The organism is Nonomuraea sp. NPDC003201, from assembly GCF_053590415.1.
Genome location: NZ_JBSFTC010000103.1, coordinates 17,295 through 33,527, shown reverse-complemented (window position 1 = coordinate 33,527; position 16,233 = coordinate 17,295). Strand labels below are relative to the sequence as shown.

At 67.5% G+C, this 16,233-nt stretch carries 12 protein-coding genes, 1 tRNA gene and 1 pseudogene; 8 read left to right on the top strand and 6 right to left on the bottom strand.

Annotated elements, in window-relative coordinates; all coding sequences use genetic code 11:
- Positions 1 to 68: 68 nt before the first annotated feature.
- Entirely contained in the window at positions 69 to 2,276 is a 2,208-nt protein-coding gene (locus ACWDX9_RS30485) for an ATP-dependent nuclease (protein ID WP_449959838.1), read from the bottom strand.
- A gap of 531 nt (positions 2,277 to 2,807) precedes the next feature.
- Here ACWDX9_RS30485 and ACWDX9_RS30480 point away from each other — a divergent pair.
- Positions 2,808 to 2,886 (top strand) — tRNA-Phe (locus ACWDX9_RS30480).
- A 180-nt stretch (positions 2,887 to 3,066) separates the two neighbouring features.
- Here ACWDX9_RS30480 and ACWDX9_RS30475 read toward each other — a convergent pair.
- Entirely contained in the window at positions 3,067 to 4,131 is a 1,065-nt protein-coding gene (locus tag ACWDX9_RS30475) for a serine hydrolase domain-containing protein (RefSeq protein WP_449959836.1), read from the bottom strand.
- Positions 4,132 to 4,619: 488 nt separating this feature from the next.
- On the opposite strand from ACWDX9_RS30475, the gene ACWDX9_RS30470 reads away from it, so the two are divergent.
- The 6 genes from ACWDX9_RS30470 to ACWDX9_RS30445 all read left to right on the top strand — a co-directional run bounded on the left by ACWDX9_RS30470 (position 4,620) and on the right by ACWDX9_RS30445 (position 10,598).
- Positions 4,620 to 5,528 carry an ABC transporter ATP-binding protein gene (locus tag ACWDX9_RS30470; RefSeq protein WP_449959834.1) on the top strand — a complete coding sequence of 303 codons (909 nt, stop codon included), beginning with the start codon at positions 4,620 to 4,622 and terminating at the stop codon, positions 5,526 to 5,528.
- 96 nt (positions 5,529 to 5,624) lie between these two features.
- Positions 5,625 to 6,320 carry an ABC transporter permease gene (locus ACWDX9_RS30465; RefSeq protein WP_449959832.1) on the top strand — a complete coding sequence of 232 codons (696 nt, stop codon included), beginning with the start codon at positions 5,625 to 5,627 and terminating at the stop codon, positions 6,318 to 6,320.
- 6 nt (positions 6,321 to 6,326) lie between these two features.
- Positions 6,327 to 7,499 carry a sensor histidine kinase gene (locus ACWDX9_RS30460; RefSeq protein ID WP_449959830.1) on the top strand — a complete coding sequence of 391 codons (1,173 nt, stop codon included), beginning with the start codon at positions 6,327 to 6,329 and terminating at the stop codon, positions 7,497 to 7,499.
- A gap of 59 nt (positions 7,500 to 7,558) precedes the next feature.
- The gene (locus tag ACWDX9_RS30455) at positions 7,559 to 8,200 is read left to right on the top strand and encodes a response regulator (protein ID WP_449959828.1); all 642 of its coding nucleotides are present in this window, start codon (positions 7,559 to 7,561) and stop codon (positions 8,198 to 8,200) included.
- Between the two features lie 125 nt (positions 8,201 to 8,325).
- Positions 8,326 to 9,534, top strand: a complete 1,209-nt coding sequence (locus tag ACWDX9_RS30450; RefSeq protein ID WP_449959827.1) for an RICIN domain-containing protein — start codon at positions 8,326 to 8,328, stop codon at positions 9,532 to 9,534.
- Positions 9,535 to 9,674: 140 nt separating this feature from the next.
- On the top strand, positions 9,675 to 10,598 hold the full coding sequence (locus ACWDX9_RS30445; protein ID WP_449959825.1) for a LysR family transcriptional regulator: 924 nt from the start codon (positions 9,675 to 9,677) through the stop codon (positions 10,596 to 10,598).
- Positions 10,599 to 10,609: 11 nt separating this feature from the next.
- Here the strand turns inward: ACWDX9_RS30445 and ACWDX9_RS30440 are convergent.
- Positions 10,610 to 11,803, bottom strand: a pseudogene (locus ACWDX9_RS30440) (amidohydrolase family protein); the annotation flags it as partial.
- A gap of 132 nt (positions 11,804 to 11,935) precedes the next feature.
- On the opposite strand from ACWDX9_RS30440, the gene ACWDX9_RS30435 reads away from it, so the two are divergent.
- Positions 11,936 to 12,334: a DUF1761 domain-containing protein gene (locus ACWDX9_RS30435; RefSeq protein WP_449959823.1), complete on the top strand. Its 399-nt coding sequence runs from the start codon at positions 11,936 to 11,938 to the stop codon at positions 12,332 to 12,334.
- A 36-nt stretch (positions 12,335 to 12,370) separates the two neighbouring features.
- On the opposite strand, the gene ACWDX9_RS30430 is transcribed toward ACWDX9_RS30435, so the two are convergent.
- The 3 genes from ACWDX9_RS30430 to ACWDX9_RS30420 all read right to left on the bottom strand — a co-directional run bounded on the left by ACWDX9_RS30430 (position 12,371) and on the right by ACWDX9_RS30420 (position 16,195).
- Complete coding sequence (locus ACWDX9_RS30430; RefSeq protein ID WP_449959821.1) at positions 12,371 to 14,410, bottom strand: cellulose binding domain-containing protein; 2,040 nt, start codon at positions 14,408 to 14,410, stop codon at positions 12,371 to 12,373.
- A gap of 432 nt (positions 14,411 to 14,842) precedes the next feature.
- Positions 14,843 to 15,586 carry a hypothetical protein gene (locus tag ACWDX9_RS30425; RefSeq protein WP_449959819.1) on the bottom strand — a complete coding sequence of 248 codons (744 nt, stop codon included), beginning with the start codon at positions 15,584 to 15,586 and terminating at the stop codon, positions 14,843 to 14,845.
- Positions 15,587 to 15,718: 132 nt separating this feature from the next.
- On the bottom strand, positions 15,719 to 16,195 hold the full coding sequence (locus ACWDX9_RS30420) for a hypothetical protein (protein WP_350737496.1): 477 nt from the start codon (positions 16,193 to 16,195) through the stop codon (positions 15,719 to 15,721).
- Positions 16,196 to 16,233 lie beyond the last annotated feature (38 nt).

The following is a 16,233-nucleotide window of genomic DNA, read 5'->3' as shown; positions in this document are numbered from 1 at the left end:
CGGGCGGTCGCTGGCCGCGCTGCGGCTCTCCGGCCGGTCGCGGCCAGCACCGTCCGACGCGGCCATTCTCAGGCGACGATCGAGCGCAGGATGTCGAGTATCTCGGACGGCAATTCCTCGCGCGTCATAAGCTCAGCGAGGGCCAGCCCATCCTTCTGCTTCTTAAACTTCACCCCATAGTGAGCGAAGACCGTCTCGAGAACGAGGTCTCCAGGAACTCGGGTCCGTTTGTCGTGATCCCATGTGCCCAGCAAATCTCCTTTTATCTGCTCGATCGCAGCCTCAAGGTTTTCCTCGATTCGACAGATTTCGAATTTGACTCTTTCGAATTCTTCTCGAACCTTAGGGGCGAAGTCGACTTCCCCTCTCTTTATTACGGCATCTCGATCGGGCGTCAGTGGGCGGAAGGTTTGAAACAGAACCGCTCGTTCTAATGCGGCAGACTGGTGTATCTCGCAAGCATTTTCGATAACCGCCTCCACGTCCTCAGCTGAAATCTGAACTCCTGCACGACTTTCTAGCAGGCGAGAAATCGTGGAGGCATTGATAAGGTAATTCTCAAGCTCCCTCTGCTTCAGAACCCAGAGCTTGCCCAAGTCGCCGATGCGTCTCCTGAGACCTTCAATCTCCTCGGGCGACCTCTCGTCGCGGTCGAGAATAAAGTAAATCTGCACTTTTCTCTTTGATAGAAAAGAAAGGATTTGCGAGTTGGCGTAATGGCCGAAGTTTCGAGCGCCGCCGATCGCAATGAAGCCAATGTTTCGCTTGCCGAGGTTAATGTCGGCTTTGGCTGCAAGGGAGCGGAGAACTCTTTCGTCTGTAGGCCCCTCAACAAAGACTAGGCGATCGAACATGAAGAGTGAGCTGAGTCGGAGGCCGAGTTCGCTAGGTAGCGCCTGTTCTGCTTCTTCAACGTGAATGAGTTGGACGGAGGTAGAAGGAGCCCGTGTAACCATGTACACGTTCTCGAACTCAGGAGAGTCGAGGAAGTTTGTTGAATGCGTAGTGAGGAAAACTTGACAATGATCGCCGATGCTCTTGAGATATTGAAGCATTGCTGACTCAAGTGCCGGATGAAGGTGTACTTCAGGTTCTTCCAGCAAGAGTATGTTAGGGCGCTCGAACTCGTAGTCCAAGATGACACGTAGCGCTTCGCGAATTCCAGACCCATTGACTTGGACGAGGAAGTCGTCAACATCGATCTCAGCAGGAATCTCCGGCTCGGATCTTGCAGATCGCACCGGCCTATCCGCAGTGAAAGCGTCTATTCGAACGCCCAGGAGACTTTCAACGAGGGCCTGGATCCTTCCGAGCATGTCACTTCGCCCTCTACTGGTCTTGAGGTCGAGGATGCGTCGTGCCTCTGCCTCGCCGATAGGGCTGCGCGACTCTGTCAAGTAATGGACCTTCATGCGCGCGATCATGGAGATTAGCGTCTGCATATATCCTGGAACGGAGTTCGTCTCGCCTGCAAATGTTTGGATCCGACTCTTGCTTGACGCTTCACGGAGACGGGCTGCTTGGTCTTCCAGGGACGAGGCAAGATCTCTGATCGACGTGACAAACTCTTCATATGTCGATGCCGAGTAATATAGCTGCTCTATCTGGCCGGTAGTTTCCGAACTTGTCTCAAACCTTGCGATAAACCGCCGTGCTGCCAAACGGCTCGTACGCTCGCGGTCGCGAGACATTCGCCATTCTTCTGGATCGATGATGTGCCGAGTTGAGAGGCGTCGAGAATCATCGAGAAGCCGAGAGATGTCGCGAACCCGCGTTGCAAGGTCAGTGGCTGCTTCGATATCTACGGAGTAGATTAGGTGAGTTCCTCGCCGCTCGTTATGCGTTTTATCTGAAGAGACAAATTCGATGCGGCTAATGTATGCCACTTCTTTGGGGTGCTGCTGTAGAACCAGCTCGCACTCGATGGTAGCGTCACTCGGGATTTCTTCCAGCGCATTACGCATCTGAGGAGCTTCATCTGCGATCTTCGCCCTCAACGCCTGGCTTTCCTTATCGGAAGGTGTAAGTCGGGCGACGATCTTTCCCGGAACTGAAGTATTGCGCTGGTATGCCTCTGTGTCGATGGTGAGATAAGGCAGGTCCGGGCTTGCCGCTGACTCGTCTTTAAAGAAATCAAAGAACCGGTGAAGCGCGACGAGTAGATTCGACTTGCCAGCATTATTCTTGCCGATGAGTACGTTGAGCGCCCCGCATGAATCAAGAGCTGCGCGTTCGACGCTGCGAAAGTTCTCGATTTCGATAGATGTCAAACGCATGGCGAGTTCCTAGGCTGGTCGGCGGGGTGCTCGTGGCTAGGCTGCTAAGTTGATCTTTGGAACGAGACAAGCAATCTTAGCGCCCCTTTTGCATTTGATGCAATGGTGTATTAGGGGCATCAAAGCGCTAAATCGCCTATTAGTGACAGAGTGACACAGAACGGATCGGCCGTTCAGACGACGGCCTTGGGCGCTGCTGTCAGGCGGCGTAGGTGATCAACAGCTTGCTCTTCCTTGGAGACTTTCATATTGCCGACTATGGAGAGGTGGCTGGCAACCCCCTGCCCGTGTCGGCGTTCAGCGATCGCGGCTTCGTCCGAAGGGGCATGCCACTACTTTGTACCGAAGTGGTCAAGGCCGTGACGATCGCTCACTTCGGTTCTCACCGTCTGTGGCTGGGGCGATCGACGCCGAGTCCCTCCTTCGTCGGGCCTTGGCAGCGGGTGACCGTAGCTGAGGTGACAGCAGTGCTGACAGCAACGTCCCCACACGCCTACACATCCGCGCCGCCGTCCACACGGACCTGAGCACGGTCTCGATCAGCCGAGCAGGGGGATCTGTCCGCCTGAAAAGCGGAAGGTCGGCAGTTCGACCCTGCCCCTGACCACCAGCATTGAACAGCCAAGATGCCCCGTAGCGAGAAACGCTCCGGGGCGTTTTCGTGTTCGCGACGGCAACGAGCTGAACGACTGAGGCGCCACCCTTGGAGGGCGGCGCCTCAGCTCGTTTCCGAGGTTCCTTGCTCAGGCCATGACGGCACTCCCACGCCTTCGCCGTTTCGGGCGCCCCGTCACCGCGAGGACCGCTCCGCGTCCGCAGACTCGAGGGCCATCGTGGCGAGGTGGCGGCCGATGCCGTACGTGTCGGTGTCCTGCACGTTGCTGAGCACGACTACCTCGATGTCGTCATCGGGCAGGTACATGTTCATCGCCGCATAGCCCTGGAGAAGTCCGTGGTGGTACCGGAGCCGGTGCCCGTGGAGCCGGTCGACGGCCCAGCCGAAGGCGTACGCGGTCGACGGCAGGGTGAGGCAGCCGTTCGGGGGACACGGGGCCTGTGGCGTGAACGCCTGCTTGACGGTGGCGGGCGGCGCGACCAGATCCGCGCCGAACGACCGGTCCCAGCGGGCGATGTCGTCCACGGTGGAGTAGATGCCGGTCGCGGAGAACGCCTGGGAGCCGTTGGTGGGCGGGGCCGGTGATCCGACCGTGAAGTAGCCCTTCGCGTACCCGGCGGGCGGATTGCCCCGGCTGTAGCCGGTGTGCCGGAGGTGGAGCGGGCCGGTGATCTCTTCATGCAGCACGGTGCCGTACGGCTGGTGCGTCACCGCCTGGATGATCGCCCCGGCCAGGACGTAGCCGCCGTTGCTGTACTTCCAGTTGGTCCCGGGCTTGAAGTCCAGCGGCCTGTGCACGAACCGCTGGATGAGCTCCCGGGTCGTGGTCGGTTGTGAGAGTTCGGCATAGAAGCCCGGCAGATCCTGGATGTTGACGATGCCGGACGTGTGCGTGAGGATCTGCCGGATCGTGACGGGCCGCCACGCCTGCGGGCAGGTCTCGATGTATGCCGGGATGAGATGCCGGCAGATCGGGTCGTCCAGGCCGAGCAACCCGCGGTCGCGCAGCTTCAGCATGAGCATCGAGGTGAACTGCTTGGTGACCGAGGCGATGCGGTAGACGGTGTCCGGCCGGTTGGGGATGCGCCTCTCCTCGTCGGCCGCGCCGGCAGCGGTGCGCAGCAGCACCTGCCCTCGCCGTACTACCAGCACCGAGCCGCTGAACTGCTCCTTCCGGGCCAGGTCCCGGACGTACTCCCGCATCGCCGCGGCGGTCCGGTCGTCCCGCGGCGCCGGCACGGTGGCCAGCGGATCCGGATTCTGAGGTGCTCGGCTCGTGACGGCGGATGCGGCGATGGCAGGAGCGCCCGCAGGCATGACCCCACCGGTCAGCGCGGCACTGACCGCGAGAACCCAGGCGATATTAGGAAATTTGGGCATATTATCCCCCCGGAACGTATCAAAGTCCCGAAATATGGGCGTTTCTCCGAAACGGGTGATTGTCGGTAGAGAGCGCCAGGTGGACTATTTTCGGGGGGTTGGTTTCCGTGTGCTGGAGCCGCAAACGGCGGTCGAAGTCTTTTTCCTTCTGCATGTCCCTTCGCTCAGACGGCGATGGTGCTGTGGCGTTCGAGCGGTACCACGTCACGCCATGTGTCGTGGTGACGGCCGATGCGCGTGGCGGGGGCGCATCAACCGTTCGGTGGATTTTCGGGTCAGCAGCATTCACCGGAGAGCATGGCCGGCAGATCGATTCGGTCCGGGGGCGGGAAAACGATGCTTGAGCCATGGCAGTCATCGAAGTCACAGACCTCCGCAAGAAGTACGCGGATCTGACGGTTCTGGATGGGGTGTCGTTCTCCGTGGAGGAGGGCGAGATCTTCGGCATCCTCGGTCCGAACGGCACCGGCAAGACCACCACCGTGGAGTGTGCGGAGGGGCTGAGGCGGGCCGACAGCGGGTCGATCAAGGTGCTCGGGCTCGACCCGGTCAAGGACGGGCCCGGGGTGCGTGAGCAGATCGGGGTGCAGCTCCAGGACACGCAGCTCCCCGAGAACATCAAGGTGTGGGAGGCGCTCGACCTGTACGCCTCCTTCTACGCCGAACCGCGCGACTGGCGGGAGCTGCTGGAGGAGTGGGGGCTGGCGGACAAGCGCAACGGCCGGTTCGGGAAGTTGTCGGGTGGGCAGAAGCAGCGGCTGTTCATCGCGCTGGCGCTGGTGGGCAATCCGCGGGTGGCGTTCCTCGACGAGCTGACCACGGGGCTCGACCCGCAGGCTCGCCGTACCACCTGGGAGCTGATCAAGCGGGTCCGGGCGAGCGGCGTGACGGTGGTGCTGGTCAGCCACTTCATGGACGAGGTGGAGGAGCTCTGCGACCGCGTGGCCGTCTTCGACCGCGGCCGGGTGGTCGCGCTCGACACCCCGGCCGGGCTGGTCGACGGGATCGACGCCGAGCACCAGATGCGGTTCACGCTGATGGCGGGGGACATGGTCGAGCTGGGTGGGCTGCCCGGGGTGACCGGCGTGAACAGGACGGGGGATCGGGTGGTCGTCACGGGCAGGGGCGACTTCGCCACGGCGGTCACCGCGCAGCTCGCCCGTCACCACGTCCTGGTCAGCGATCTGCGCATCGACAAGCGCACCCTTGACGATGCGTTCGTCGCGCTGACCGGCCGTTCGTTCGACGGCCCCTGACGTCCGTCTCCCTGATGTCCGCCCCCAGGCCGCTCAAGGTCCTGGTTGATGGACCCGCCGACGACCGAACGTCTCATTCACTGACGGAGGAAGATCATGACCAAGCTCGCCATAGTCGAACTGAAGCTGCTGACCCGCGAACCCGGAGCGATGTTCTCGCTGCTCATCCCGCTGTTCATCATGGTGGTCTTCGGAAGCTCGATCGGCCCGGGCGACACCGTGCTCCTGCCCATGGCGCTGGCGATCGCCGTGGGGCTCGTGGGCCTGTACATGCTGCCCACCACCATGGCCACCTACCGCGAGCGCGGCATCCTGCGCAGGCTCTCCATCACGCCGGTACGCCCGGTGAACATGCTGGTGGTGCAGCTGCTCCTGCAGCTCGTCCTCGCGCTGACCGCGTCCGCCCTGCTGGTGACGGTCGCCGGCACGGTGCTGAAAGCCCACCTGCCCACCCAGGTGCTGCCCGGTGTGCTGGTCTTCCTGCTCGGTACGGCGGCCATGTTCGCCATCGGCCTGCTCATCGCGGCCCTGGCCAAGAACGGCCGAAGCGCCAACGGGATCGGGGTCCTGCTGTACTTCCCGATGGCCTACCTCGCCGGACTCATGCAGCCCGCCGAGCAGATGCCCGCTTTCGTGGCCCGCATCGGGGAGTTCACCCCTCTGGGCGCGTTCCGGCAGAGCCTGCGGGACGTCTGGGAAGGCGGCGCTCCCAGCCCGCTGCTGCTCGCCGTGATGGCCGCGTACGCTGTGGTCGTCAGCATGGCCGCGGCCAAGTTCTTCCGCTGGGAGTAGTGAGGTATGACCGGGCGGCTCGACCGATGGGAGCGGCTGCTGGAGCGCCAGATGGCGGCCGCTCCGTACGTCCTGCTCGGGACCTCCACAGTGCTCTCCCTGCTGACCGGCGAGACGGGTGGCAGGCCGTGGGTCATGCTCGCCCTGGCCGCGCTCGCGGCCGTCTGGATCTGGCTGGTGCCCCGGGGCGTGGCGTACGTGGCCGGGCTGGTGGTGCTGATCGGAGCGCTCTGTACGCAAGGACTGTGGTTCGCGAGCTTCTTTGGTTTCGCCGGATATCTCCACTCGTGGCAGTACCTGAAGGGGAAATGGCGGTTCGCCGGGGTGACCGCCACGGCGGCGATCAGCGTCACGACCTACAACGGCGGTCTGCCCGACCCCACCCCGACCGGGGTCCTCGCCTTCCTGTTCTTCACCGCCGCCATCGTGGCCCTGGTCGGCCTGTTCAGCTTCGTCGGCGAGATCACGGCCGAGCGGAGCGCCGAGCGCAAGCGGATGGTGGCGCAGCTCGAAGCGACCATGAAGGAGAACGCCGGACTGCACGCCCAGTTGCTGGTCCAGGCCCGCGAGGCAGGCGTTTTCGACGAACGGCAGCGCATGGCGGCCGAGATCCACGACACGCTCGCTCAGGGCCTCACCGGCATCATCACCCAGCTCCAGGCGGCGCACCGGACCGAGGAGTGGCGGCGCCACGTGGACAACGCGATCCGGCTGGCGCGGGAGAGCCTGGCCGAGGCCCGGCGCTCCGTGCACGCGGTGGGGCCGGGGCAGCTGGAGGCGGCGCCGCTGCCCGACGCGCTGGCGGAGGTCGTCGGTAAGTGGGGGGAGCTCAATGGGGTACGTGCGGATCTGACCATCACTGGTACGGTCCGTCCCATGCATCCGGAGGTCGAGGAGACGTTGCTCCGCACCGCGCAGGAGGCCCTCGCCAACGCGGCCAAGCACGCCGACGCGTCCCGGGTCGGGCTGACCCTGTCGTACATGGAGGATGTGGTCACCCTGGACGTGCGCGACGACGGCGCCGGGTTCGACCCCGAGCGGGTCGGCGACGGTGGCGGCTTCGGCCTGACCTCGATGCGGAAGCGGGTGAGCCGGGTGGCGGGCACGCTGGAGATCGAGTCCGAGCCCGGCTTCGGCACCGCGATCTCCGCGAGCGTCCCGGCGGTGACCCGTGCCTGAGATCCCCGATTCCCGCGTGGGTGAGGCTCCGATTTCTGCGAGCGTCCCGGCGGTGGCCCGTGGCTGAGACCGTGATCCGGCTGCTGATCGCCGACGATCATCCCATCGTCCGTGACGGCATCCGCGGCATGTTCGCCGGCGACCCCGGCTTCGAGGTGCTCGGCGAGGCCGGGGACGGCGCGCAGGCCGTCGAGCTCGCGCGGGCGCTGGACCCCGACGTGATCCTCATGGACCTCCGCATGCCCAGGATGGACGGCGTCTCGGCCATCAAGGAGCTCGCCAGGCTGGGCATCGCGGCCCGCGTCCTCGTGCTCACCACCTACGACACCGACAGGGACGTCCTGCCCGCCATCGAGGCCGGAGCCACCGGCTACCTCCTCAAGGACACCGGGCGCGACGAGCTCGTCCGCGCGGTCCGTACGGCGGCGCGCGGCGAGGCCGTGCTCTCCCCGTCGGTCGCCACCAGGCTCCTCGGCCAGGTCCGCGCGCCCGCCGACCCGCTGAGCGCCCGGGAGCTGGAGGTCCTCCAGCTCATCGCCGACGGCGCCACCAACCGCGAGGTCGCCACGCGCCTGTTCATCAGCGAGGCCACGGTGAAGAGCCACGTGCTGCACATCTACACGAAGCTCGGCGTCAACGACCGTGCCGCCGCCGTGGCCGTCGCCTTCCGCCGCGGCCTGCTCACCCTCGAGAACGGCTGACCAAAAGTCCGTTCGCGAGAGAGCGCTCTCTTGACAATGGGCGTGATGTTGCCGGATTGTTTCCGTAAAGCGACAGCCGTGGATCGGATGAGGTAATCAGTATGGTCCGCACCCCCCATTTCAGAGTGTTATTCACCGTCGGCGCCGTTCTCGTCGCGCTGCTCGCCCCTCTGGTGGGCACCGCCGGCGCCGCCCCCGCCCCCGGGCCGCTGGTCTGGTCCGACGAGTTCAACGGAGCCGCGGGCAGCGCCGTCGACCAGTCGAAGTGGCGCTTCGACATCGGCGGCAGCGGCTGGGGCAACAACGAGCAGCAGTACTACACCAGCAGCACCCGCAACGCCGCCATGGACGGCGCCGGCAATCTCGTGATCACCGCCCGCCGCGAGAACCCGGCCAACTACCAGTGCCACTACGGCACCTGCCAGTACACCTCCGCCCGCCTGCTCACCGCCGCCACCTTCACCAGGGCGTACGGGCGGTTCGAGGCGCGCATGAAACTGCCCCGCGGCCAGGGCATCTGGCCGGCCTTCTGGATGCTCGGCGACAACATCGGGCCGGTCGGCTGGCCCGGCAGCGGCGAGATCGACATCATGGAGAACATCGGCCGCGAGCCCAGCACCGTGCACGGCACCATCCACGGCCCCGGCTACTCCGGCTCCGGAGGCATCGGCGCCCCGTACTCGATCGGCGGCGTCTTCGCCGACGCGTTCCACACCTTCGCCGTCGACTGGTCCCCGAACCTGATCATCTGGTACGTCGACGGCGTCGAATACCAGCGCCGGACGCCGGCCGACCTCGGCGGCAACCGCTGGGTCTTCGACCACCCGTTCTTCATGATCATGAACGTGGCGGTCGGCGGCTACTGGCCCGGCTACCCCGACGGCACCACGACCTTCCCGCAGACGATGTCCGTCGACTACGTCCGCGTCTACGCCCCGCCCACCGGCGGCTCCGGCGGCCGGATCACCGGTATCGGCGGCAAGTGCGTCGACGTGGCCGGTGCCGCCACCGCCAACGGCACCGCCGTCCAGCTGTACGACTGCAACAACACGGCAGCCCAGAGCTGGACGTGGAACGCCGACGGCTCGGTACGCGCGCTCGGCAAGTGCATGGACATCACCGACGGCGCCACGGCCAACGGCGCGAAGGTGCAGCTGTACGACTGCAACGGCACCGGCGCCCAGCGATGGACCTACGACTCCGGCGCCGGCCGGATCGTCAACCCCCAGTCCGGCAGGTGCCTCGACGCGACCGGCGCCAGCTCGGCCAACGGCACCCGGCTGCAGATCTGGGACTGCGCGGGCAGCGCCAACCAGACGTGGACCCGCTCCTAGGATAAAGGGCTTCTCCCGGCCAGGGAGGAGCCCTTTATAAATGCCGGAATTGATGAGAACGCGCTCTCTCGACAGGCGCGCTAGGCGAAGATGCCGGTCACTCCCTAGTCTGGTCCTCCCCGGGAGGACGGAGGGAGCCGGTGGAGCTCCGGGAGATCGAGATCTTTCTGACGCTGGCCGAGGAGCTGCATTTCGGCCGGGCCGCCGAGCGGATGTACCTGTCCCAGTCGCGCGTGAGCCAGACCATCCGCGCCATGGAGACGCGCGTGGGCGGCCGGCTGTTCGAGCGCTCCTCCCGCCGCGTGCGGCTGACCCCGCTGGGCGAGCGGCTGCGCGACCGGCTGCGGCCGGGGTTCGAGCAGATCCACCTGGCCCTGGCCGAGGCCCGGGAGATCGCGTCGGGGATCACCGGCGTGCTGCGGGTCAGCCTGCTCAACTTCGCCGCGGGCGGCCCGGCGTTCTCGGAGATCGTACGGGCGTTCACCACGGCCCATCCGGGCTGCGAGGTCGTGGTGTACGAGGCGTTCCCCGGCGAGGCGCTGGGCCGGCTGCGCCGCGCCGAGCTGGACGTCGTCGCCCACTGGCTGCCGATCCGCCGCCCGGATCTGGCCGTCGGCCCCGTCCTCATGCGTGACGACCGCGCGCTGGTGGTGCGGGCCGGGCATCCGCTGGCCGAACGCGGCTACGCCACCGCCGAGGACCTCGGTGACCACCACGTGATCGACGCCGAGGGAATGGTCCCGGCCGAGACGCTGGAGGCGCTCTACCCGCCGCTGACCCCGGCGGGGCGCCCGATCGGCCGCCGCCACCGGGAGGGCCGGATGATCGAGGTGCTGTCGCTGGTGGCCCGCGGCGAGATCGTCCATCCGACGGTGGCCTCGCTGTCCGACTACTACACCCATCCCGGGGTGTCGGTGATCCCGCTGCGCGGGCTGCCGCCGTTGGAGAGCGCGATGGTGTGGTCGGCCGAGCGGGAGACGGCGGCGGTCCGCGCGTTCGCCGAGGTGGCCGGGCGGCTCGGCGGGGCCTCCAGCGCCTGGCCGGCCACGGGCTCGCCGAGCTGAAACACCAGCCAGATCCGCGTACGGTCACGCAGCACCGCCGGCTCGGCCAGCGGGTCGCCGTCCACCACGACCAGGTCGGCGAGCTTGCCGGGTTCGACGGTGCCCAGGTGCTCGTCCAGCCCGAGGGCGCGGGACGCCGTGGCGGTCGCCGCGACCAGCGTCTCGGCGGGGCTCAGGCCGTGCCGGACCATGCGCACGACCTCGACGGCGGCGTCGGAGAACGGCTGCCAGTCGTGGCCGAGCGCGATCGGCACGCCGGCCGCGCGGGCCGCGGCGAGCGTACGGCCGGCCTCGACCAGGTTGTGCTCGGCGAGCTCCATCAACGGCGGCGTCCACGCCGCATGAGAGCCGTCCTCGGAGAGGCCCGCGACGCCGTAGTAGCACGACAGCGTCGGCACGAGGATCTGCCCGGCCGCGGCCATCATGTCCAGCAGGTCAGGCCGCCGGTGGAGGTACATGCCGTGCTCGACGGTGTCCACGCCGTGCCTGATCGACAACTCCGTGCCGGGCAGGCCCTCCGCGTGCGCCGCCACCCGGTACCCGAGCCGGTGCGCCTCGTCCACCAGCGCGGCCATCTCCTCCTCGGTCACCTGGGCGGGCCGCGGGTCCTCCAGCTCGACCGAGCGCGCCCCGGTGGACATGATCTTGATGAAGTCGGCACCCCGCCGCACCTGCTCGCGCACGGCCTTGCGCACCTCGTCCGGCCCGTCCGCCTCCCGGTACATCCCGTCGAAGAACCGGCCGCCGGGCGCGGTGGCCGACACGATCCGGCCGCAGGTCAGCAGCCGCGGCCCGCGGAAGGCCCCGTACCGCATCGCCTGCCGAGCCGTGACGACCGCGTCGCCGTACGAGCCGACGTCGCGCAGCGTCGTGAACCCCATCCGCAACGTCTCGCGCAACCGCGCGGCCAGGAAGTGCGCGGTCACGTCCGGCCACAGCGGCTCGGCCCCCTCGGCGGGCGCGGGCGGCGTCGCGAACACGTGCGCGTGGGCGTCGATCAAGCCGGGCAGGACGGTACGGCCCGCCACGTCGACGACCTCCGCCCCGTCGGGCACACCGTCGCCGGCCCGCCCGACCAGCCTGACCACGCCGTCCTCGACGAGGATCCCGGCGGCCGGCCGGACGGGGCCGCCGGTCCCGTCGAACAGCCGGGCGTTGGTCAGCCAGAGACGGCCGGGGCGGCAAGGGGGATCTGAGAGTCTCATGCCCTTCATCGTTCGCCGATGCCCGCGCCGGAACAACGACGGACCGCTCACCCCATCCATGAGCCAGACTCATCGCTGGCATGCGGAGATAGCCTTTGTCCGCCTCCTGCGCGCCTGCTCACAATGACCGGCATGAACAGAATCAACTACTGGGCCGTCGGGGCCGCGGCGGCGGTGACGCTCGTCGCGAGCTCCGTCTACTACATGGTGTTCGGCGGGGTGTGGGCGTCGCTGCGCGGCGTGGCCACCGCCGGGCCGCAGCCCTGGGAGCTCGCGGGGCAGCTCGGGAGGAACCTCATCGAGGTGCTGGTCATGGCCGTGCTGTTGAGCCGGTTCCAGATCCGCACGCGGCGCGAGGCCGTGGGGTTCGGACTTCTGGTGTGGCTCGGGTTCCAGGCCATGATGATCGCGGGTTCCGTCCTGCACGAGTCGTACCCGGTGGGGCTGTACGTCCTGCACGTCGGCGATGCCCTCATGACCACCCTTCTGGTGGTGTTCATCCTCTCCACCTGGCGCCCCGCGACCTCCTGAGATCCGGGGCCGCCGAAGCGGCCCCGGATCGCACGGTCACCGGGTCGTGCAGACGGATCCGTTGAGGGTGAAGACGGCGGGCAGGACGTTCGGGCCGGAGTAGTTGCCGACGAAGCCGACCGTGGCGGTGGCCCCCGTGGCGAGCGCGCCGTTGCCCGCCTCGTTGACGACCTTCACGTCCGAACCGGTCTGCGTCCAGACGCCGCCCCAGCCGCTGCCCAGGCTCTGCCATGACCTGGGCCAGCCGAAGTTCAGGGTCCAGCCGCTGACCGGGGCGCCGTTGTTGGTGATGTCGATGGCGCCGACGTAGCCGCTGGCCCAGTCGGTCGTGACGGTCAGCCGTACCGAGCAGGAGCTGGTGGCGGGCGTGCCGGTCGTGAACGTCAGCGGCGGGGAGGCCCACGACAGGCCGCCGCCGCTGTCACGGGCGATCACGTTGATCGTGTAGCGGGTGCCCGGGTTGAGGTTGTTCACGGTGAACGAGGTGCCGGAGGTCTCGCCGAGCTGCTCGCTGACGGCTCCGCGCTGGCGGTGGAGCTCGTACTTGGCGATGGGGCGCGAGCCGGGGGCGGCGCCGGGCCAGGAGATCGTGGCGGTCGTGTCCGTCACCTGCGTGGCCGCCGGCTGGCCGGGGGCGCCGGGGAGGCCGGTCTGCGGGGACGCGGGGTGCAGGACGAGGGTGGTCAGGGAGAGCGGCGGCAGCGTCTGGCCGGTCGCGGTCCCGCCGGTCGAGGTGGTGATGCCGGTGGCGCCGTTGGTGTGGGTCAGTACGGTCGGCGCGCCGGCCGCCGGGGTGTAGCCGGAGTAGTCGATCGCGACGGGGTACGACGTGTCGTTCGAGGTGTTGATCAGCATGACCGCCAGGTCCCCGTTGGGCCGGCGGGCGGCGTGCGCGACGACCTTGGCCTGGTCGGTCGCGGCGCGGACGAACTGGTCGCCCGGCCGGGCGAACCTGCTCACCATCTGGAGCGCGTAATAGGGGGCGAAGGGCGTGTTGAGCGCGGGCTCGCAGACGCTGTTGTCGGAGGTGCACGTGCCGCTCGACAGCAGGCCGAAGTCGCCGTAGTCGGTGTGCCCCTCGACCTGGGTGACGGTGCCGATCCCATTGTGGACGTTCCACCAGTCGACCGTGAACACCCCGTTGGCCAGCAGCGTCGCGTACGCGTCGGCGGCGGCCAGCGCGCCGGGCTGGGTGTTGGTGCCGTTGCTGCTGGACCCGGTGTTGAACTCGGTCATCGCGATGCCGATCCGCTCCGAGCCGGGCCCCACGTACTTGGCGATCTGCTGGCGGGTGAGCTGGATCATGTCGGTCACGTGGCCGGCCCTGTCGAGGGCGCCGGGGTACCAGTGCAGGATCACGAAGTCGATCTTCGATCCGGCGTTCGCGAGGACGACCTTGTTCCAGGTGCCGCTGTCGCCGTCGGCGGTGATGGCGTCGGGCCAGTTGGCGGCGGTGGTCAGCACCGCGCCGATCTTGATGGTCGGGTCTACCGCCTTCATCGCGTCCGCGTAGGCCACGACGTTGCGGGCGTACTCGGCAGGGCTCTTGTCGGCGTGGTCGTCGGCCTCCCAGGCGGAGCCGTAGTGGCCGTTGCCGTAGTTCTCGTTGCCGATCTCCCAGTACTTGATGCCGTAGCCCTTGGTGACGTTGGCCTGGCGGACCCAGGCCGCGGCCTCCTCGGCGGTGCCGGTGCCGTAGTTGGCGGTCACCATGGCCTGCGCCCCGGTACGGCGGACGCCGCGCATGAACGTGTCGAAGTCGGTGTTGGGCGCCACGTAGCCGCCGGGGGCGGTGTGGGTGGACCAGTGGTAGATGTCGGAGTACGACCCGCCGGGATAGCGCAGCATCTTCACGCCGGCGTCCTTGAGCCGGTCGGCGGTCTCGTCGGTCCCGAGGTTGGTGTCCCAGATCGCATGGTTGGAGCCGATGCCGGTTCCGGGGACGGTGGCGAGAGCGGCACGCGCGTTGACGGTCACCGCTACCGGGGTGACGTCGTCGGCGTGGGCCGCGGGGGCGTTGAGGGCGGTCAGCGTCAGCAGGAGGGCGGACGCGGCTCGTAACAGCGGTGTGGGCATCGGCGTTCCTCGCCATGGATAGCGGAATTCACTCGACGCCTCCTCCTGACCAGGAGGCATCATGATCATGAGGTGCGCCGCCTCGCCCGTCAAACACCGTTGAAACTTTCATGGGGCCGATCATGGATCTCTTGCTCGTACGGCTGCGGGAGGCCGGGCTCGACGCCGTGTCCGCGCAGGCAGCCGGCGGGGGGAGTGGTGGCACCGGGACGGCTGGCTGGGGCGGCGGCGCCAGGACAACACCTGGGACGCCCGTGCGCCGCCCTGCCCGACCCGCTCCCGCCACGGCCGCCGGTGCTGACGCACGGCGACCTGTGGCGCGAGAACATCCTGTCCGGCCGCGCGGGCGACCCGGCGCTGATCGACCCGGCCGTCTCCTGCTCGCCCACGACGACAACCCGAGGCCGTACGGGAGAGCATCAGGCCCTTCGCCTAGTTGTACTTGTACAGCCTGGTGGCGACCCGCCGGTTGTGGTCGAAGAGCGAGGCGCGGTACATGCTGACGGCGAGGTCCCCGTGCTCGGCCTTGCCGCAGGTGTTCACCCCGGCCAGCTGGTGGATCTCGAACCGCGTGGTCGGGTCCCCGGCGATGAAGTACTCGGCGCGGGCCTGGTACTGGTCGGCGCTCGTGTCACAGGCGAACACGACCGTGTTCCGCTCGTTGAAGCACAGGGTGGAGGCGCCCTTCGTGGAGGTGCACACCTTGGACCGGGACCGCGCGGCGGCCGTCGTGACTCGCGTCTCCCGCTTTATCGGATATTTCGTGATATTGCGGACGGTCTTCCACCGCCCGAACCGCACCCGGTGGTTGCCCTCGTAAACCGCCGCCCGGAACGTCACGATCTTCCCGATCTCTCGGTTACCCCGGACCTCACCCTTACGCCCCAGGTTGTGGATGACGTACTTGGTGCCCAGGTAACCGTTGAGGTAGTACTCCACGGTGGCGTGGAGCTTGTCGTTCGCCGTGTCCTCGATCGTGATGCCCGGACGGTCGCTCCCGTCCGGCCCCACGCAGGCCTCCGCACCCTTGATCCGGACGCACTCGGGCTCCGCCGCGACGGCTGCGGCGGCGGGCGTGGACACGGCCACCGCCGGAACGGGCGGCCGGGGCTCCGCCTGGGGCGCGGGCTCCGTCTTCGCCGCCGCCCCGTCAGCGCTGAACACGGTGGCCGCCACCGCGACCGCCGCTATGAATGTACGACCTAACGCCACTCGAACCTCACCAGCCTTACGAGTCACACGCGCTTTGTCTGGGTGTGACGCGAAAGGTGGGGGAAAGGTTCCGAACCGGGAACGTTCAGCCGCCGTTCACGGACGATCGGTCTTGGACGTCAGCGTGGCCAGCGAGAGCAGCAGCGCGCTCTGGGCGAGCATGCCGGGCGCGAGCGGCGGCGCCTGGCCGACCGACTTGGTGAGCGCGTACCACCATTGGGTGAGCGGGGAGAGGGTGTCCCACGTGGGATCGGCCGCGCCCGCGCCGTGGTTGACGGACACGTGCATGAAGACGCCGTACGCGGACGCGAGCAGCACGACCAGCGCGACCACCCGTACGACGGTGACCGCCCGGGGAGTGTCGCGCAGGGCGAGCAGCACGAGCGCGAACCCCAGCAGCGCCAGGGCCACCCATGGGATCAGCTGCACCGGGCTCTGCCAGTGGCGTTCGAAGGCGAGCTCGAGGGCGGCGCCCATGATGCCGATCGCGACCAGCCCCAGGAGGCCGAGACGCACCACCGCGCGGCCCGTCGAGCGGGCAGCGGGCTTCACCGAGGTCGAGGTCGAGGCCATGCGGGACCACCGTCCGATACGAGCGAGGGGGGAATCTC